16 protein-coding genes and 4 tRNA genes are annotated in these 18,389 nt (G+C 62.2%); 13 read left to right on the forward strand and 7 right to left on the reverse strand.

The window, feature by feature from the left end:
* From recG to CCR96_RS18920, 3 genes are all read left to right on the forward strand, one after another.
* The gene (gene recG / locus CCR96_RS18910; protein ID WP_201222236.1) at positions 1-2,181 is read left to right on the forward strand and encodes an ATP-dependent DNA helicase RecG; all 2,181 of its coding nucleotides are present in this window, start codon (positions 1-3) and stop codon (positions 2,179-2,181) included.
* Between the two features lie 194 nt (positions 2,182-2,375).
* Entirely contained in the window at positions 2,376-3,338 is a 963-nt protein-coding gene (gene ubiA / locus CCR96_RS18915; RefSeq protein WP_201222238.1) for a 4-hydroxybenzoate octaprenyltransferase, read from the forward strand.
* A 98-nt stretch (positions 3,339-3,436) separates the two neighbouring features.
* A complete protein-coding gene (locus CCR96_RS18920) occupies positions 3,437-4,111 on the forward strand; it encodes a thiol:disulfide interchange protein DsbA/DsbL (RefSeq protein WP_242519217.1) in 675 nt (224 codons plus the stop codon).
* A 74-nt stretch (positions 4,112-4,185) separates the two neighbouring features.
* Here CCR96_RS18920 and CCR96_RS18925 read toward each other — a convergent pair whose 3' ends face one another.
* The 5 genes from CCR96_RS18925 to hemA form a co-directional block, all read right to left on the reverse strand.
* Complete coding sequence (locus CCR96_RS18925; RefSeq protein ID WP_201222240.1) at positions 4,186-4,722, reverse strand: hypothetical protein; 537 nt, start codon at positions 4,720-4,722, stop codon at positions 4,186-4,188.
* A 119-nt stretch (positions 4,723-4,841) separates the two neighbouring features.
* On the reverse strand, positions 4,842-5,252 hold the full coding sequence (locus CCR96_RS18930) for a hypothetical protein (protein ID WP_201222242.1): 411 nt from the start codon (positions 5,250-5,252) through the stop codon (positions 4,842-4,844).
* 32 nt (positions 5,253-5,284) lie between these two features.
* Entirely contained in the window at positions 5,285-6,187 is a 903-nt protein-coding gene (gene prmC, locus CCR96_RS18935) for a peptide chain release factor N(5)-glutamine methyltransferase (RefSeq protein WP_201222244.1), read from the reverse strand.
* Positions 6,188-6,359: 172 nt separating this feature from the next.
* A complete protein-coding gene (gene prfA, locus CCR96_RS18940) occupies positions 6,360-7,439 on the reverse strand; it encodes a peptide chain release factor 1 (protein ID WP_201222246.1) in 1,080 nt (359 codons plus the stop codon).
* Positions 7,439-8,713, reverse strand: a complete 1,275-nt coding sequence (gene hemA / locus CCR96_RS18945) for a glutamyl-tRNA reductase (RefSeq protein WP_201222566.1) — start codon at positions 8,711-8,713, stop codon at positions 7,439-7,441. The genes prfA and hemA overlap by 1 nt, the downstream gene beginning before the upstream one ends.
* A 172-nt stretch (positions 8,714-8,885) precedes the next feature.
* Here hemA and CCR96_RS18950 point away from each other — a divergent pair, with 172 nt between their 5' ends.
* The 6 genes from CCR96_RS18950 to pth all read left to right on the forward strand — a co-directional run bounded on the left by CCR96_RS18950 (position 8,886) and on the right by pth (position 14,126).
* Positions 8,886-10,658 carry a tetratricopeptide repeat protein gene (locus CCR96_RS18950; RefSeq protein WP_201222248.1) on the forward strand — a complete coding sequence of 591 codons (1,773 nt, stop codon included), beginning with the start codon at positions 8,886-8,888 and terminating at the stop codon, positions 10,656-10,658.
* Positions 10,658-11,527 carry a 4-(cytidine 5'-diphospho)-2-C-methyl-D-erythritol kinase gene (gene ispE, locus CCR96_RS18955; RefSeq protein ID WP_201222251.1) on the forward strand — a complete coding sequence of 290 codons (870 nt, stop codon included), beginning with the start codon at positions 10,658-10,660 and terminating at the stop codon, positions 11,525-11,527. The genes CCR96_RS18950 and ispE overlap by 1 nt, the downstream gene beginning before the upstream one ends.
* A gap of 48 nt (positions 11,528-11,575) precedes the next feature.
* A tRNA-Gln gene (locus CCR96_RS18960) sits at positions 11,576-11,650 on the forward strand.
* Between the two features lie 58 nt (positions 11,651-11,708).
* A complete protein-coding gene (locus CCR96_RS18965; RefSeq protein WP_322825445.1) occupies positions 11,709-12,662 on the forward strand; it encodes a ribose-phosphate diphosphokinase in 954 nt (317 codons plus the stop codon).
* Positions 12,663-12,810: 148 nt separating this feature from the next.
* Complete coding sequence (locus tag CCR96_RS18970) at positions 12,811-13,443, forward strand: 50S ribosomal protein L25/general stress protein Ctc (RefSeq protein ID WP_201222253.1); 633 nt, start codon at positions 12,811-12,813, stop codon at positions 13,441-13,443.
* A gap of 101 nt (positions 13,444-13,544) precedes the next feature.
* Complete coding sequence (pth, locus tag CCR96_RS18975) at positions 13,545-14,126, forward strand: aminoacyl-tRNA hydrolase (protein WP_201222255.1); 582 nt, start codon at positions 13,545-13,547, stop codon at positions 14,124-14,126.
* 92 nt (positions 14,127-14,218) lie between these two features.
* Here pth and CCR96_RS18980 read toward each other — a convergent pair whose 3' ends face one another.
* Positions 14,219-15,733: an OmpP1/FadL family transporter gene (locus CCR96_RS18980; RefSeq protein WP_201222570.1), complete on the reverse strand. Its 1,515-nt coding sequence runs from the start codon at positions 15,731-15,733 to the stop codon at positions 14,219-14,221.
* 321 nt (positions 15,734-16,054) lie between these two features.
* A complete protein-coding gene (locus CCR96_RS18985) occupies positions 16,055-17,392 on the reverse strand; it encodes a UDP-glucose dehydrogenase family protein (protein ID WP_201222257.1) in 1,338 nt (445 codons plus the stop codon).
* Between the two features lie 303 nt (positions 17,393-17,695).
* On the opposite strand from CCR96_RS18985, the gene CCR96_RS18990 reads away from it, so the two are divergent.
* The 4 genes from CCR96_RS18990 to CCR96_RS19005 all read left to right on the forward strand — a co-directional run.
* Positions 17,696-17,780 (forward strand) — tRNA-Tyr (locus CCR96_RS18990).
* A gap of 143 nt (positions 17,781-17,923) precedes the next feature.
* A tRNA-Gly gene (locus CCR96_RS18995) sits at positions 17,924-17,997 on the forward strand.
* A 65-nt stretch (positions 17,998-18,062) separates the two neighbouring features.
* Positions 18,063-18,138: transfer RNA gene (locus tag CCR96_RS19000), tRNA-Thr, on the forward strand.
* Positions 18,139-18,233: 95 nt separating this feature from the next.
* Positions 18,234-18,389: GTP-binding protein (locus tag CCR96_RS19005; protein ID WP_338035919.1), on the forward strand; the 156-nt coding region annotated here is incomplete at its 3' end.

Genomic DNA, 18,389 nt, shown 5'->3' on the forward strand with positions numbered 1-18,389 from the left:
TTGGACCAGATCCCGGTTGAGCAGCTCAAGGGCGTCGGGCCGCGCATCTCCGAGCGGCTGCAGCGGCTCGGCATCCTGACGCTGCAGGATCTGCTCTTCCATCTGCCGCTGCGCTATCAGGACCGCACTCGGCTGCGGCCGCTGGCTGACTTAGTCATCCATGAGGAGGTATTGGTCGAAGGGGAGGTCGTCGATGCCCAGATCGCTCAGGGCCGGCGGCGCTCGCTGAAGATCCGCATCGAGGACGGCCGCGGTGCCCTGTTGCTGCGGTTTTTCTACTTCACCCGCACTCAGATCGAAGCGATGCGTCCGGGGCGGCGGCTGCGCTGCTTCGGTGAGGTCCGTCAAGGGCCGCAGATGTTGGAGATGGTGCATCCGGAGCTGCAGTCGCTGGAGCAGCCGGCGGGTCAAACGGATGGCTCGGCGACTGGTCCGGAATCGGGCTCGGCGAGCGGTTCAGCCATTGACCCGACGACTGGTCAAGCGGTTAGTGCGCCAGCGAATCCGGAGCCGGCTGGCCGACTGACTCCGATCTATCCAGCCACCGAGGGTCTGCAGCAGACCAGTCTGCGCGCACTCACCGATCAGGCCCTCGATCGCCTGCAGCACGATTCTGCTGCGCTCAAGGACTGGATTCCCACCAGCCTGACAGCGCCACTTCAGCTACCCGCGCTTGCCAACGCCTTGCTCCTGCTCCATCGACCGCCCGCCGATGCAGGCGCTGAGCTGACGACGGCGCTGCTCGAGCGCAGCCATCCGGCCTTCCAACGCCTGGCCTTCGACGAGATGTTGGCGCATCAGCTGGCCTTGCGGCGGCTGCGCCGGGCGCGCGGTGCGCAACGTGCTCCGGTGCTGCGGGGCGATAACTCACTGCGCGAGCGGCTGCGGGCGCAGCTGCCCTTCCAGCTCACGGGCGCTCAGCAGCGCGTGTTGGATGAGATCGCCGCGGATCTGGAGCAACCGCGGCCGATGATGCGGCTGCTGCTCGGCGATGTCGGCTCCGGCAAGACGGTGGTCGCGGCGATGGCCGCGCTGCAGGTGCTTGAGGCCGGACATCAGGTCGCGCTGATGGCGCCGACTGAGCTGCTTTCCGAGCAGCATCTGCAGAGTCTGCAGCAGTGGCTGGAGCCGCTGCGGATCGAGCTGGCTTGGCTCTCCGGGCGGCACTCGGGCAGTGAGCGCGCGCTGATCCTTGAGCGCATCGCCGATGGCCAGGCGCGGGTGGTGGTTGGCACCCACGCGCTGTTTCAGGCCGAGGTGCGCTTCGCCGAGCTTGGGCTGGTGATCATCGATGAACAGCACCGCTTTGGGGTGCATCAGCGCCTGAGCCTGCGCGAGAAGGGCGAGCGTGATGGCGCGATTCCGCACCAACTGATCATGACCGCCACCCCGATCCCGCGCTCGCTTGCGATGTCGGCCTATGGCGACCTGGATCTGTCTGAGATCGATGAGCTTCCGCCGGGGCGCAAACCGATCGCCACAGTCGCGGTCCCGGACAGTCGACGCGATGAGGTGATTGAGCGCGTCCATGCGGGCTGCCGAGAAGGGCGTCAGACGTACTGGGTGTGCACCCTGGTCGAGGAGTCCGATGCGCTGCAGGCGCAAGCCGCCGAGGATGCCGCCGCCGATCTGCGCGAGCGGTTGCCGGGGCTGCGCATTGGCTTGGTGCATGGTCGGATCAAGGCGCAGGAGCGGGCGTCGGTGATGGCGGCATTCAAGGCTGGCGAGCTGGATCTGCTGGTGGCGACGACGGTGATCGAGGTCGGCGTGGATGTACCCAACGCCAGCTTGATGATCATCGAGAATCCGGAACGGCTCGGCTTGGCGCAGCTGCATCAGCTGCGGGGTCGCGTTGGTCGCGGCAGCATCGACAGTGTTTGCTTGCTGCTGTACCACCCGCCGCTGACGCGCGCGGCCCGTGAGCGGCTGGATATCCTACGCCGCGAGGCGAGTGGCTTTCGTATTGCCGAGGCCGATCTGCGCATGCGTGGTGCCGGTGAGGTGTTGGGAACCCGCCAGGCGGGCGCGATTCAGTTTCGGCTGGCGGACCCGATGCGAGATGCCGCGCTCGCGCTCGCGGCACGGCACGCGGCCGATCGGTTGCTCGTGGACTGGCCTGATCATGTCGAGCCGCTGATTCGGCGTTGGCTCGGCCGTCGTGACGATTACGGCCATGTCTAAGCGGACCATGTCTGAGCGGGCTATCTCCAACCGGAACCGCATCTCCAACCTTCGTGGCCGTAGGCGCTATGCGATAATTATGGGTCCGAGACGTCCGCGCCCTTTGTTGCTGGCTGATGTCTCTTTTGTTCATCACAGGTCATCGGCCTAGCTAGGCTGTGGTCTGCACTTGTCAGAGACCATCGAAGCATCGAATGAGCGTTCGCGAGACCAAGATCAGCAAGCCGGGTGAGCTGCCGGTAGCGGTAGCGGCGGCATCGACATCGAGTCCAGGCCCGGCATCATCCCCTGACTGGCGTGTCCGGCTCGATGCCTACGTCCGCTTGATCCGGCTTAATAAACCGATCGGCATCTTCCTCCTGATGTGGCCCGCGCTCTGGGCACTCTGGCTTGCCGGCGAGGGCCATCCGCCCTGGCAGGTAGCCATCATCTTCGTACTCGGTGTGGTGCTGATGCGTTCCGCCGGCTGTGCGATCAACGATTTTGCCGATCGCCACCTCGATGGCCATGTCGCCCGCACCAACGCGCGACCGCTGGCGCAGGGGCTGATCAGCCCCGCTGAGGCCGTCGCGCTGTTCTTGCTGCTGAGTCTCGCCTCCTTTGGTCTGGTGCTGTTCCTGAATTGGCAAACCATCGCGATGTCGGTGGTGGCGGTGACGCTGGCGATGATCTATCCGTTCATGAAGCGCTTCACCCATGTACCGCAGCTGTTCCTGGGGGCGGCCTTCGGCTGGGCGGTGCCGATGGCCTTCACCGCCATCCAGGAGACCATCCCGCTCTATGCCTGGGTGCTGTTCGTCGCCACGGTGATCTGGGCGCTGATCTATGACACCGAATATGCGATGGTCGACCGGGAGGACGATCTGAAGATCGGCATCAAGTCGAGCGCGATCCTCTTCGGCCGTTGGGATCGGTTGATCGTTGGCCTGCTGCAGTTGCTGATGCTGCTGATCCTGGTCTGGGTGGGGCTGCAAGCGGGTCGTGGCATGGCCTTTTTCATCGGCCTTGCAGTGGCCGCGAGTCTCTCCATCTATCAGCAATGGCTGATCCGCGCGCGCGTGCCCAAACGCTGTTTTGAGGCCTTTCTGAATAACAACTACTTTGGCATGGCCGTCTTCATTGGTTTGGTGATCGACTACCTTCTGAACCCAGCCTAAGGCCCTTTCCAGCAATGCTCGCACCATAGGGCGTGAGCTTGATGGACCCTATACTGAAAACGACTGAAATAACGACTGAAATCATCTGGAGGAGCATCATGTCTGCGCGATCCATCATCCAGCAGCGCCTGTCTCGGTCGATCTTGCTTATGGCGCTGTTGGCTGCGTTCCTGCTGCTCGGGCCGCTCGGCTCCGCGCTGGCGGCGGCGAGCTTTGACGAGGGCATTGAATACAAGCGGGTTGCTGAGCCGCAGCGCCTAGAACCTGGCGATGATGTCGAGGTGTTAGAGCTGTTCTGGTATGGCTGTCCGCACTGTTATCAGCTGGAGCCGACCATAGAGCGTTGGCTCGAGAACAAGCCGGACGGCGTCAGCTTTCGGCGCCTGCCGGCGGCTGCCTCCAGTCGCTGGATTCCGCATGCCAAGGCCTATTTCGCGGCTGAGCAGCTCGGTGAGTTGGAGAAGTTGCATGAGCCACTGTTCAAGGCGTTGCATGAGCAGCGACGCAAGGTCTTTAGCGACGAGGAGTTGATCGCCTTTGCCGCCGAGCAAGGGATCGATGAGGAGGCCTTTCGCGAAGCCTATCAGTCGTTTCCGGTCGATATGAAGGTGCGGCAGTCGGCCGACTTGGTGCGTCGTTATCAGCTCTCGGGGGTGCCTGCGATCGTCGTCAACGGAACCTATATCACGGGCGTGACCGAAGCTGGCGGGCGCGATCAGCTGTTTGAACTCGTCGACATCCTGGTCGCGAAAGAGCAGGCCGCAGGCGATTGAGGTGTCGATATCTAAGGTCGCCTAAGGTCCGCTCGGCGAGCGATTGGTGAGGTGCTGGCCAGGCTCGATTGATCTCAAGTGGCGGCGTTTTCAGCTGCCGGTTGATCGATCCGTATCGCATCCGGATTCGGAAAGCGCTCGACGACCCAGGCAGGTAGCTTCGCCTGACTGGCGTTATAGAGTGCATCGGACTCGACGATGATCAGCACCAAGACAGTGACCATCACTGGCAAGATGCCGATACCAGCAACAAGCGCGATGGCGGCTTCCTTCATCATCCCGCCATAGACGTGGCCAACCCAACCGAGGAGTATGGCGACCATCAGCAGTGACAGCATGCCGATGAAGATTCGGCTGCGGCGCGCGCAGACCTGCCAATGGCACATCACATACCAGGGGTCTCGGCCGATTGAGCGGCGCGCGCGCCAGAGCGAATAGCTGAGGATCGAGAAGGAGATCGCCGGGATGATCGCCATCACCCAGGGAAAGCTGCCGGCAATGCCGCCGGCTGCGACGGCCATTAGGATGTGGTTACCGATGAGATTGGTGAGGAAGATCTCGTGCGGGATGTTGGCCTGCTTGATCTCGCGGTCGCTGACTTCAAAGCGCATAGGGGGCTCGACGGACTCGGGGTAATCGCCAGATCATAGAAGGCTCGGCGAACGCTGTCACGCCGTGCAAGTCACCGGATGCTCCGCGAGCGAGATGATAGCGCTTGGTTGTCTGCTCGCTAGAGATACCGCCGCCAATGCTCGGGTCGCGGGTCGCGGCAACCGTGCTCCAGGTTTTCCCAGCGTTTCGCGAACACGCGCTTGGTCGAGTTGCTGTCGCTGCGAGCGCAGCCGTGGTTCTCGCGATAAGTGCCTTCGGTGTAGTAGTAGAGCGAGCGTCTGAGCTTGAAGATCAGGGCGCCGTCGAGATGCAGGCCGAGTTCAGCGAGGGCGTCGTTGATCTCCTCGAGACAGGTACGCTGCAGATCGTAGGTCAGGTCCAAGACGATCGGCGACAGCGGCTCGGCACGCAGCACACCATCGACATCCGCCAAAAAGGTCGCGGCGGTGCTGGCGTCGTTCCGCTCCGGGTGCAGATCACGAAAATGGATCTGACGTTGTTTGATGCGATCGGGGTCGGGTGTTTCCATAGGGAGAGTATGCTTAATCCAGGGGTCGGTGATCAAGGTCTGGGTGAGCGAGATGTCGGTGAGCGAGATGTCCGTGCAGTCCGGCCGTCGCATCCGCAGGTCACGCGTTCCTGACCCGCAAGATCACGCAGGGTTTCAATGGCCGCGAAACCCTGTGTTTTCATTAGCCCGCGTAGGCTCGGACCTTGGTCCCAGCCGTGCTCGATGGCGAGCAGGCCACCGGGCCTGAGACAGCGCGCGGCATCGGTGATGATGCAGCGAATGGCGTTCAGACCATCGCCGCCTGAGATCAGTGCGGCAACCGGTTCGAAGCGGACATCTCCTTCGACGAGGTGGGGATCATCGGGACGCACATAGGGTGGGTTGCTGAGGATGGCATCGATCGACGCTGCGCCCAATGTGCTCGACCAGTCGCCACGGATCAGCTTGAGATTGTCGAGCTGAAGCTCAGCGGCATTGAAGGCGGCAACGGCGAGGGCAGCGGCGTCACGCTCGATGCCGAGCAAGGTCCAGTGCGGACGCTCACGAGCCAGTGCGGCGGCGATCGCGCCGCTGCCGGTGCCGAGGTCGGCGATCTGTAGCGCGGCCGATGCCGGCAGTCGCTCGAGCGCTTGCTCGACCAGGGTCTCGGTCTCCGGGCGCGGGATCAGCGTTGCCGGGCTGACGCGCAGCTCGAGGCTCCAGAATTCACGCCGTCCGAGCAGGTATGCGATCGGCTCGCCGGCGAGGCGACGTACGATCAACTGCTCAAATTGCTGTTGCTGGGCTGCGCTCAGGCAGGTCTCTGGCCAGGCGATCAACTGGGTGCGGTCGAGTCCCGCGGCTGCACCCAGTAGCAGGTCGGCCTCGAGCCCCGCGCTGTCGTAGCCGGCGGCGGCCAGGCGCGTGCTGGCAGAGCGGCGCAGCTCGGCGATGCAGACGAGCGGTGCACTCATTACCAGCGAATCCTCTTGATGTCGGGCAGGTCAGTCGTCGTTAAGGCGGTTTTCGGCAATCGCCTCAGTCGCTGTCCAGGGGTGACGTCCTGGTTGTCGCCAGACAGCGGCGTTCGCGTCATCACTCCAGACGCTGCAGCGCTTGTTTCAGGGTATGCAGTGCGCGATCCGGTCAGGCCGTGGTCAGCTCGGCGAGCAGATCGGCCTGGTGTTCGCGCTGCAGCGGTTCGACGACTTGGTCTAGGTTCCCCATCATCACCTCATCGAGCTTGTAGAGCGTTAGATTGATGCGGTGATCGGTGAGCCGGTTCTGCGGGAAATTGTAGGTGCGGATGCGCTCGGAGCGGTCGCCGCTGCCGACCTGCAGCCGGCGCGAGGCGCTTTGCTCTGCGGCCTGCTCTTCTCGCGCGGCAGAGAGCAGCTTGGCCTGCAGCAAGGCCAAGGCCTTGGCGCGGTTCTTGTGTTGCGAGCGCTCGTCCTGGCATTCGACGACGATACCGCTTGGCAGGTGGGTCAGGCGCACCGCGGAATCGGTCTTGTTGACGTGCTGGCCACCGGCGCCGGAGGCGCGATAGGTATCGACGCGCAGATCGTTGGCATCGATGTTGATCTCGTCGACCGAGTCGACCTCGGGGAGGATCGCTACGGTACAGGCCGAGGTGTGGATGCGGCCCTGGGACTCGGTCTCGGGCACGCGCTGGACGCGGTGGGCGCCGGACTCGAACTTGAGCCGCGAATAGACACCGCTGCCGCTGATGCGCACCGCGACCTCTTTGTAGCCGCCCATCTCGCCCTCGCTGGCGCTGATGATCTCGTGGCGCCAGCCGAGCAGTTCTCCATAGCGCAGATACATGCGCAGCAGGTCGCCGGCGAACAGGGCCGCCTCGGCGCCGCCGGTGCCGGCGCGGATCTCGAGATAGATGTTGCGATGGTCGTTCGGGTCGGGTGGGATCAGCAGCCGATTGAGCTCGGGCTCGAGCTGTTCACGCCGCTGCTCGGCTGCGTCGAGTTCTTCGCGGGCCAGCTCGGCCATCTCCTTGTCGCTGAGCATCTCACGCGCCGCGTCGATCTCGGCCTCGAGGTCGAGATAACGCTGCCAGCAGCCGATGACCGGCTCTAGCTGTGAGTACTCGCGGCCGAGATCGCGAAAGCGGTTTTGATCCGACTGCACCTCGGGCTCGGCCAACAGGGCGGTGATCTCAGAAAAGCGTTCGGCGAGCCGATCGAGCTTGCCCCGAATGGATGCATTCATCAGTGACCGGTATCTTGACCCTGCGAGAGCTGGAACAGCTCATTCGCCGCCTCCAGCAGCTCCGATTGGCCTTCGCGACCGGCTTGGCGCAAGCGCACACTGGGCTCGTGCAAAAGCTTGTTGGTGAGCACATGGGCGAGGTGGCGCATGACCTCCTGGGGGGGCTTGCCGGCCGCCAACTGGCGGGCTGCCCGGGAGTAGGCCTCGTCGCGAATGCACTCGGCGCGGGCGCGGTAATCCTGGATCAGTGAGACCGCGTCGAGCGAGCGCACCCAGGCCATGAATTCGTCGCAGTGCAGGTCGATGATCTCGACGGCTTGCTCAGCAGCGTGGTTGCGTGAGCGCATCCCCTCGTCGACCACGCCCTGAAGGTCGTCGACCGTGTAGAGGTAGATGTCGCGCAGCTGGCCGACCTCGGGTTCGATGTCGCGCGGCACGGCAATGTCGACCATGAACATGGGTCGATGTCGGCGTTGCTTGAGCGCCCGCTCGACCGTGCCTTTGCCGAGCACTGGCAGTGGGCTGGCGGTCGATGAGACGACGATATCGGCCTCGGGTAGATGGCTGGCCAGCTCGGTCAGGGCGATGGCATAACCGTCGAATTGAACGGCCAAACGATGCGCGCGTTCGACCGTGCGGTTGGCGACGATGATGCGGCCGATGCCGTGCTGATGCAGATGGCGAGCGGCGAGTTCGACGGTCTCGCCGGCGCCGATCAACAGCGCGGTCTGTTTGCTGAGGTCGCTGAAGATCTGCCGCGCTAAGCTGACCGCGGCGAAGGCGACCGAGACCGGACTGCTGCCGATGGCGGTATCGGTGCGCACCTGCTTGGCGACCGCGAAGGTGCATTGGAACAGGCGTCCTAGGAGCCGGCCGCTGCCGCCGACCTCGCAGGCGGTCTTGAAGGCCGCCTTGACTTGGCCGAGGATCTGAGGCTCGCCGAGGACCATCGAGTCGAGGCCGCAGGCGACCTTGTAGAGATGATGAACGGCCTCGCGATCTTTGTGCACGTAGAGGTGTTGCGCGAAGAGCTGGGGCTCGATGCCGTGAAAGCTGCCGAGCCAATTGCGCAACGGGGTTTCGATATCGCGCGTGTCGGCCGCGCAATAGATCTCGGTGCGGTTACAGGTCGAGAGGATAATCGCCTCATCGGCGGGGCTTTGTTCGAGCAGCGTGCGCAAGGCGGCAACGATGACATCGGGCCCGAAGGTCAGGCGCTCGCGGATGTCGACGGGTGCCGTCTTATGGTTGAGTCCGAGTACGATCAGTGGCATGGCGGAGATAGAGGGCTTAGCCGGTTGTTGCGTTTGCCCCGCTCCGCGTAACGGCGATGGCGGTGCTTTGGGGCCGCGAGTGGTTGCTTTCCGCGATAGGAACTGCATGAGTATACTGCGATCGAAACGAATACCCGGCTGATCGCGGTCAACCATCTGCCTGCACTCCTCTATGCGCATACACACACGATTCCTGCTGCTCCTGACGCCCTTGCTCGCACTGGTCGCGTTGGTCAGTCATGCTGATCAGTCTGCTCCGCCCAAGTTACAACCCGCTGCGCCAGGCTCAGTCAACGCCTCGGCATCGGTACAAGCCGTTTCGGTAGCCGGCCAGCGGCCGCCGCAGGAACTCAGCTCCGATCTCGTCTATACCGCATTGGTTGCCGAGGTTGCCTTGCAGCGGGGCGACTATGATGCGGCCTTCGAGCATTTTCTAGCGGCAGCTCAATTGGCCCAGGAGCCTAGCCTTGCTGAGCGCGCCGTGCGCTCGGCGTTGAATACCGAGCGCCCGGAAGCTGCGCGTCAGGCGCTGGATCTCTGGACCGAACTCGAGCCCGATGCTTCCAAAGCCCATCAGTTGTCGGCCTTTCTTGCGCTGGAGGCTGGCAACCGGAGTCTTGCCATGGCTTCGCTGCAGCGCGTGATCGAGCTGGGCGGTGTGCCTGGTCAAGGCTATTTGCAGGCGGCGCAAATCCTCGGGCGCGTGCCTGATCCGGGCGATCGTTTGGCGTTGATGCGCGAGTTGGTCGATGCGCTTGACGCCGATAGCGATCCGGATGCCCAGTTTGCGTTAGCGACGCTGGCCGCGGCCGCCGGCGAAAATGATGCAGCGATGCGGCTCGCCGAGCGGGCGTCGGTGTTGCGGCCGGGCTGGACTGATCCGAAGCTGTTCTTAGTCCGTCTTTTGGTAGGGATGGAACAGTCAGAGCAGGCGCAGGCGGCGCTCGAGCGCTACATCATCCAGGCGCCCGACGATGCTGAGCTGAAGTTGATGAAGGCCCAGTTGCACATGGATGCCGATGAGTCAGAGCAGGCACTGGCGGTGTTCAATGAGCTGCTCGAGAGCACGCCCGAGCGTCCAGACGTTCTGTTTGCCGCTGCGGTTCTCGCGCTCGACATCCGCGACTTGGATGCGGCTCGGGATTATCTGGAGGTGTTGAAGCGGCTCGGCGAACGGCCAAACGATGTCGCTTTCTTGCTCGGGCAGGTCGAGGAGCAAGCGGGCAATCGCGAGGCCGCGCTGGGGCTCTACGACGAGGTACGGGGGCAAAATCGGGTCAATGCTCAGGTCAGGATTGCTCGGCTGCACGCCAAGGATGGAGACGTTCGGCGCGCGCGTGAGCTGTTTCAACAATTGCGCGACCAATATCCCGGTCAATCCTCGGCCTTCTATTTGATCGAGGGTGAGATGTTGCGCGACCAGGGCTTAGAGCAACAGGCGCTCGGCGTCTATGACCTGGCCCTCGATAAAGAGCCCGACAATGCCGACCTGCTCTACGCCCGTGCGATGTTGGCCGTTGGGATGGGGCAGGTCGCCTCGCTGGAGCGCGATTTGCGTCGGATCTTGATCGCTGATCCTGATCATGTCGACGCCCTCAATGCACTCGGCTACACGCTGGCGGATCGAACCGATCGCTTTGATGCGGCGGCATCCCTGATCGAGCGCGCGTTGCAGCTCCGCCCAGATGATCCCGCGATCCTCGACAGCATGGGCTGGGTGCTCTATCGCAAAGGCCAGCCTGAGAAGGCCGAGGGTTTTCTGCGCCAGGCTTTAGAGCACGGCTTCGATGCGGAGATTGCGGCGCACTTGGGTGAGGTGCTGTGGACGCTCGGGCGGCAGGACGAGGCGCGAGCGGTTTGGCGGCACGCGCTCGATGAGGCCCCGGATCACGAGTACTTGCTGCGCGTGCTGAGTCGTTTTCGCTTTTCGCACACAGACAACTGATGGCGATCCTGGTGCCAGTGTTGACCCCCAGACCGGATACCGATGGCGCCTGGCTGGCGCCTGCGAAGCTGAACCTGATGCTACGGGTGCTCGGGCGCCGCGCTGATGGCTATCATCGATTACAGACGGTGTTTCAGTTTGTCGATCGCTGCGATCGGCTGTACTTCGAGCAGCGCCCCGATGCAAGGATCGAGCGGCTCGAGGGGCCGGCAGCGGTGCCGCCGGAGCAGGACTTGGTGGTGCGCGCCGCGCATGCGCTGGCAGAGGCTACGGGTTGTCGCTCCGGCATCAGCATCCGCGTCGATAAACATCTGCCGATGGGCGGTGGGCTCGGGGGTGGAAGCTCGGATGCGGCGACCACGCTGCACGCGCTGAACCAACTCTGGGGCACTGGGCTGTCGGTTGAGCGGCTCGCTGAGATTGGTCTGCGGCTTGGGGCCGACGTGCCGGTCTTCGTTCGCGGTGCTGCGGCTTGGGGCGAGGGGGTCGGAGAGACCTTGGTGCCGGTCGAGCTGCCAACGCCTTGGTATCTGGTGTTAGCGCCGCCCTGTCATGTTGCGACTGCAGCCGTGTTTGGTCATCCGGGATTGACAAGAGACTCGGCGCCAATCACACTAGCGGACTTTCTTCGCGGCAATGCCGTTAACGACTGTCTGCTGACTGTACTCGACCAGTACCCTATCGTCAGACAGGTGTTCAATTGGCTTGCTGATCGCGCTGAAGCAAAGCTTACTGGAACTGGAGCCTGCCTATTTGCGGCGTTGCCGAGTCAGTCTGAGGCTGATCAGTTGCTCGCTGAGGTTCCGGACGAGATTCCGGCCTTCGTTGCCCGCGGTCGAAATCGGTCTCCGCTGTTTGGCGTCGCTTAAACATGCAGAGCCAGTAGACGTAAAGCCGACGAAGCTGGGTCGATCCATTGGGGCGTCGCCAAGCGGTAAGGCACTGGGTTTTGATCCCAGCATTCCCAGGTTCGAATCCTGGCGCCCCAGCCACACTTCACCAAGCCGAGAGTGGCCATAAACGGTGCCGCTTGAGACCAAAGGACAATCCGTGCAGGCCAGTGCCATGATGGTGTTCTCCGGGAATGCCAACCCGGCGCTTGCCGCTGAGATCTGCGCTCATCTTGGGCTGCCGCTGGGCAAGGCCGTTGTGGGCCAGTTCAGCGACGGCGAGGTGATGACGGAGATCCAAGAGAACGTGCGTGGGCGCGATATCTTCATCGTGCAACCGACCTGTGCGCCGACCAACGATAATCTCCTCGAACTCCTGGTGATGATCGATGCGCTGCGCTGGGCCTCGGCCAAGCGCATCACCGCGGTGATCCCTTATTTTGGCTACGCGCGCCAGGATCGACGTCCGCGCTCGGCCCGCGTGCCAATTACCGCTCGCCTCGTCGCCAAGATGATCGGCTCCGCGGGCGCTGATCGCGTATTGACCGTCGATCTGCACGCTGACCAGATCCAGGGCTTCTTCGACATCCCGGTCGATAATGTCTATGCCTCGCCGATCTTGCTTGGCGACGTGTGGCGGCAAAAGCACGAGAACCTGATGGTGGTGTCACCCGATGTCGGTGGCGTGGTGCGTGCGCGGGCCTTGGCGAAGCGGCTTGACGACGCTGACCTTGCCATCATCGACAAGCGTCGCCCGCGCGCCAATGAGGCCAAGGTGATGAATATCATCGGTGATGTCCGCGGTCGCTCCTGCGTGCTCGTCGATGATCTGGTCGATACTGCCGGTACGCTGTGCCAGGCGGCCGCGGCCTTGAAGGCCCAGGGCGCATCCCGGGTTCAGGCGTACTGCACGCATCCGGTGCTGTCGGGACCCGCGGTCGATAATATCGCTGTCTCGGCGCTCGATGAATTGGTGGTGACGAACACCATCCCGCTGCGCCCGGAGGCAAGTGATTGTCCAAAGATTCGGCAGCTGGGTATTGGCGAGCTGCTCGCCGAGACCATGCGTCGGGTCTCGAATGAAGAGTCGGTGAGTTCATTGTTCGTCGACTGATCAAGGCTGGCGGATATCGCGCGCTGCCACCTGGTTGCAGAAGCCTTGCTGCACGCTACGCGGACGGTCCGCATTGATCCTTTTGGCGCCGGCATCTGGTCGCGGATGCCGGCGTTTTGTTGTCGTTGTTTAATCTGGAGACTCAGTCATGAGTGATCTGTTAGAAGTCGTGGCACAACCGAGGAGCGATACGGGGAAGGGTGCGAGCCGCCGCCTGCGTCGCACGGGGCTGGTGCCTGGAATCGTCTACGGCGCTAATGCCGAGCCGATGATGATCTCGGTGCGTCATAACGAACTCGAGCGCCAGCTTGATCATGAGGTGTTCTATTCCAGCCTCCTCGATCTGAAGCTCGGCGATCAGACGACCAAGGTTGTGCTCAAAGACCTTCAGCGCCATCCGGCGAAGCCATTCCTGCTACATGTCGATTTTCTGCGCGTGAGTAGCGACGAGAAGCTGCGCTTGACGATCCCGATCCACTTCCTTAACGAGCAGAGCTGTCCTGGCGTCAAGCTCGGCGGGAAGGTTTCGCACAGCGTCACTGAGATCGAGGTGAGCTGCTTGCCGGCCGACCTGCCGGAGTATTTGGCCGTCGACATGGCAGAGATGAACCAAGGCGATATCATCCATGTCTCCGAGCTGAAGCTGCCACCCAAGGTCGAGCTCACTCACTCACTTGACCCTGAGACGCCGGTGGTGATGATCTACGCGCCGCAGGCCGAGAGCACGGGCGAAGAGGGCGCTGATGACGCCGAGGGTGGCGGCGAGACGGCTACGAATTGATCGCCAAGACTCGGTGAGGGAGATCGCGGGCGCGCTGTTCCACGAACCGCCCGCAATCGAGCAGATGATCCATTCGCCCAACCATCAGCCGATTCATTCGCATGTCGGACAGTGGCATCCAACTCATTGTCGGTCTCGGTAATCCCGGCGCCCAGTATGCTGGCACGCGTCACAATGCCGGCTATTGCCTCGTCGAACGGATCGCGGAGCGCTCAGCAGTCGAGTTGCGGCCCGAGGCCAAGTTTTATGGTCTGATGGGGCGCGTCAATCACCCTGAAGGCGATCTTCGGCTGCTAAAGCCGACCACCTTCATGAACCACAGTGGGCGCTCGGTCGCTGCGGTTTGTCGCTATTTCGATCTTGAGCCGAGTCGCGTGTTGATCGCCTATGACGAGCTGGACCTCCCGGTTGGCACCGTCAAGCTGAAGCAGGGCGGAGGGCACGCTGGTCACAACGGGATACGCGACAGCATCGCGGCGCTCGGCAGCCGCGACTTCTGGAGGCTACGCATTGGCATCGGTCATCCGGGCAGTAAGGAGCAGGTGATTGGCTATGTGCTGAGCCATCCGTCGCGTGCCGATTCGGATGCCATCCTTGCTGCCGTTGATGAGGCCGAAGGCTGTCTTCCGGAACTCTTAGCAGGTGATTTTCAGCGGGCGATGAATCATCTGCACAGGCGCTGACCGCAGCCGTCTGTCTGTCCTTCTCCCTCTAAACGCAACAGGCCGCCATAAGGCGGCCTGTTGCGTTCTCTAGGGACTCTTCCCCTATTCGGTCAGAACAGCCAGGCGAAGTTAACGCCGACCTCGTACTGATGCATCTTGATCTCCGGGGCTTGGTCGCCAGTAAAGGCGCCAGGTCCCTTAATCGTGTCTTCTGGTGCATACATGGCCCAGAAGCCGAGTTCAAAGTTGTCTTGGATTAGATAACTGGCGCCGATCGTGAAGTGATCTTCTGGCGTTGCCGGCGCGAGTGTGTTGAAAGCAACCTGGGTGCCATCGATCGGGCTATCGCCATGGCTATAGCCGGCACGCACCTTTAGCTTATCGTTCACAGCGTATTGGACACCGAGCTTAAAGACGGTCATGTCGTCCCAACCGAAGCCCGCGCCCTTGGAGCCGCCCAGGCAGTAACGGCCGTCATAGGTCGCTCCGGGGGCGCTCGGCTGGCCAAAGGCTGCACCAAGATCGCATTTCATTGCCAGGTCATTCTCATTGGCGATCGCGGGGATATCGCTGTACCAGATATGTTGCACGTCGAAGGCGAAGGCAAGACGGTCGTTCGGCCGGAGGGCGAGTCCGATCGTGCCCACCGCGGGAAGGTCAAATTTTCCGCCCTCGGCGAAGAGGTCGGAGTACTTGTCGAACTTGCCCATGTACATCTTGGTGCGGTACGAGGCGCCGACTGTCAGCATCGGGTTAACGTCCCACAGGCCGCCGATCTGGAAGCCGTAGCCGAAAGCAGAATCCTTGCCATTGTCGCTGAGGTTCGACGGCGAGACCCCGCTCATGGTCTGGCTTGCGATCATGCTTTGGGTGAAGGTTTGGGTGAAGCCCTGGAAGGCACCAACGCCTTTGATCTCGATGGTTTGGTAGCCGAGCAGGAAGCTTGCGCCTAGGCTCAGTCCGTCGACAACCTCCCGTGAGTAGGCGAGGGAGAGGCCTAGCTGCTCGAGGTTGATGCCGGCGTTGCCGCCGCCTTGGGCACTGGTGCCCGGCACTTGCATGCCGGCGCGAGGATCTGGCGGCAGATAAGCGGGTGGGTTTGCCAAGGGGTTATTACCACCGAAGGTACCGAGGTGGCCGACGCCCGGGAAGATCATCGTATCGCTGCTGCGGAAGTCCGTATTCATGCCGCCGTTGGCGAATAGGGCGACGCCGAAGGCGCTGCGCTCATCGATTGGCTGCGTGTAACCGAAACCCGGGATCAAAAAATCGTTGTTTTTGCTCGTCACCGTCCCGGTGCCGTCTGACCCGCCGCCGATTGGTGCAAATGCACCCTGCTTACAGCCGGTGGTGCAGAAGGCGTCAGACGGCGTCAGGCCGTTATATTCGCGACGCGGGCTGAACCAGGACAGACCGGCGTCTGCGCGCTGCCCAACCTGGTTCGCACCAGCCGGGTTAGCGACAATCGCGAGGCTGTCCTGGGGCATTGCGGCTTCACCAGCACCGGCCATGCCTTTGGCGGTGGGCGAGTAGGCATGCGACATGTAACCGTTTGTCGCTTGTGCGACCGGTATGACCGCGCTGCATGCTAGTGCCAATGCGCTGAGTTGAACTGTTTTCCGCATGGTTGTCGTACTCCTCCTCGTTGGTTGATGCGTCTTCACCACAATTTCACCGACTCTAGCCTGGGTTGTTGCGGTGTTGAAACATTTTGTTGCATAAGGTTACGACGTTGTCGGGGATTGTCAACGAGCTTGCTTGCGTCTTGTCATGTTATTTGGGCAATCGTTCAGGGGCGCGCAGTCAGCGTCCTGGGTGGGAGACACGAAGCCGCTTGTGTTCAGGCGTGCGAGGCGGCGTCTCGAGGCCTGTTGGGCCTCGTTGAGCGGACTTTGTAGCGAACGGGCTGTGCCATCAGCGCAGCCCGTCGATGAAGAGAGCGGGCTTCAGGCGACGCAGGCGGGCACGCGTCCGACTGAGACGTAGGTGAGACCCGCGCCGTTGACCTGGGCGGGATCGAACAGATTGCGTCCGTCGAAGATCACCGGCGAGCGCAGCTGCGCCTGTACGGCGGACAGGTCAGGACTACGGAACTCGTTCCATTCGGTGACGATGACTAGGGCATCGGCGCCCTCGACGGCGGCCATGCGGTTCTCGACCAGCTCCAGATCGGCGCGTTCTCCATAAAGACGTCTGGCCTCCTCGGCTGCGACCGGGTCAAAGGCGCGCACCCGCGCGCCTGCGGCCCACAGCTGCTCCATCAGACGGCGGCTGGAGGCTTCGCGCATGTCGTCGGTGTTGGGCTTGAAGGCCAGGCCCCAGAGCGCGAAGGTCTTGCCATTGAGGTTGCCTTGGAAATACTGCTCGATCTTGCTGAAGAGCAAGTCTTTCTGGCGATCGTTCACCGCTTCGACGGCCTGCAGCAACGCTGCCTGATAGCCCTTGGAGCGGGCCGTTCGTTCCAGTGCGCGGACATCCTTAGGGAAACAGGAGCCACCGTAGCCGCAGCCCGGATAAATGAATTGGTAGCCGATGCGCGGATCGGAGCCGATGCCGACGCGCACCATTTCGATGTCGGCGCCGACCGCCTCGGCGATGTTCGAGAGTTCGTTCATGAAGCTGATCTTGGTCGCGAGCATGGCGTTGGCGGCGTACTTGGTCAACTCCGCCGAGCGCACGCCCATCAGCATGACGCGGTCGTGATTGCGGTTGAACGGGGCGTAGAGGGCTCGCAGCAGCTCGCCGGTGCGTGGATTGTCGGTGCCGACGATGATCCGGTCCGGGCGCATGAAGTCCTCGATGGCGGCGCCTTCCTTTAAGAACTCGGGGTTGGAAACCACGTCGAACTCGACTTCTTGGCCGCGTTCGCGCTGGGCTGAGCGCACCGTCTCCGCGACGCGATCGGCCGTTCCTACTGGGACGGTCGATTTGTCAACGATCACGCGGTAGCTGGTCATGTGCTCGCCAATCGACGCGGCTACCGCGAGCACATGGCGGAGGTCGGCTGAGCCATCCTCGTCCGGTGGTGTGCCAACGGCGATGAACTGGAACAGCCCGTGGGCGACGCCCTCTTCGGGGTCAGTCGAGAAACGCAGGCGACCGGCCTGCTTGTTCTTCGCGATGAGGTCATCGAGACCAGGCTCGTAGATCGGCACTCCGCCGCTATTGAGCAGTGCGATCTTGTCTGCGTCGACATCGACGCAAAGTACCTGGTTGCCGACCTCGGCAAGGCAGGCACCGGTGACAAGACCCACATAGCCGCTTCCAAAGATCGTGACATCCATTGAGATTCCTCGTAGGTGTAGGATGGTCGGAGGGTTTACGCCTTGGGAGTTTACCGTAACCTGATTTGACCTGGCTTCGGAGTCGCGCGGCGGCGATGATCGGCACGGGCGATTGCTGCTGATCACGGCTGAAGATTGCTGATGATGACTGATCCCGGCGCGGTCCGAAGTAGCACGGCGCTGACAGATCGCATGTCAGTGCTCCAGATGCGGTTCGGCGAGGGCGGAGCAGTCGGGCTCGATTGCCATGTTTGGTATTGACGCACCCCTCATAACGCGTTAATCTGCCGCGCTCAGCTGATTGGAGGGGTTCCCGAGCGGTCAAAGGGATCAGACTGTAAATCTGACGGCTCAGCCTTCGGAGGTTCGAATCCTCCCCCCTCCACCATTGAAGATGTGCTCATTAGCTTCAGTCTGGGCTTTATGCCAGCGTAAATGTAGCGTTGCCAGTCGGATGCGGAGCAGTAAAGGTTAAGGTCAGTTCGGCGCAGTGTTACCCTGCTGCCACGCCCTCATGCTTCGGGCCGCTAAGCGGGTGTAGTTCAACGGTAGAACCTCAGCCTTCCAAGCTGATGGTGTGGGTTCGATTCCCATCACCCGCTCCATCGTTGCATCATGTCGAGACCCGGAAAGGGCCAGAAGCTCAGCGAGATCCGAAATCAAAACATCTGCCCATGTAGCTCAGTTGGTAGAGCACACCCTTGGTAAGGGTGAGGTCACCGGTTCAACTCCGGTCATGGGCTCCACTTTCGTCAACGAGTCTGATGATCTGGGCTTGCTCGACGGTTCGTTATCGTAGATTGGCAACAAGACGACATCCAAGCGCGCGGAGATAGGGTCAGTGTCCAAAACAAAGTTCGAGAGAAATAAGGCGCACGTCAACGTTGGCACGATTGGTCACGTTGACCATGGCAAGACCACGCTGACGGCAGCGATCACGGTGCATCAGGCGAAGAAATTTGGAGGTGAGGCACGCGCCTACGACCAGATTGACAAC

The organism is Halochromatium roseum (assembly GCF_016653315.1).
GTDB classification, from domain to species: domain Bacteria; phylum Pseudomonadota; class Gammaproteobacteria; order Chromatiales; family Chromatiaceae; genus Lamprobacter; species Lamprobacter roseus.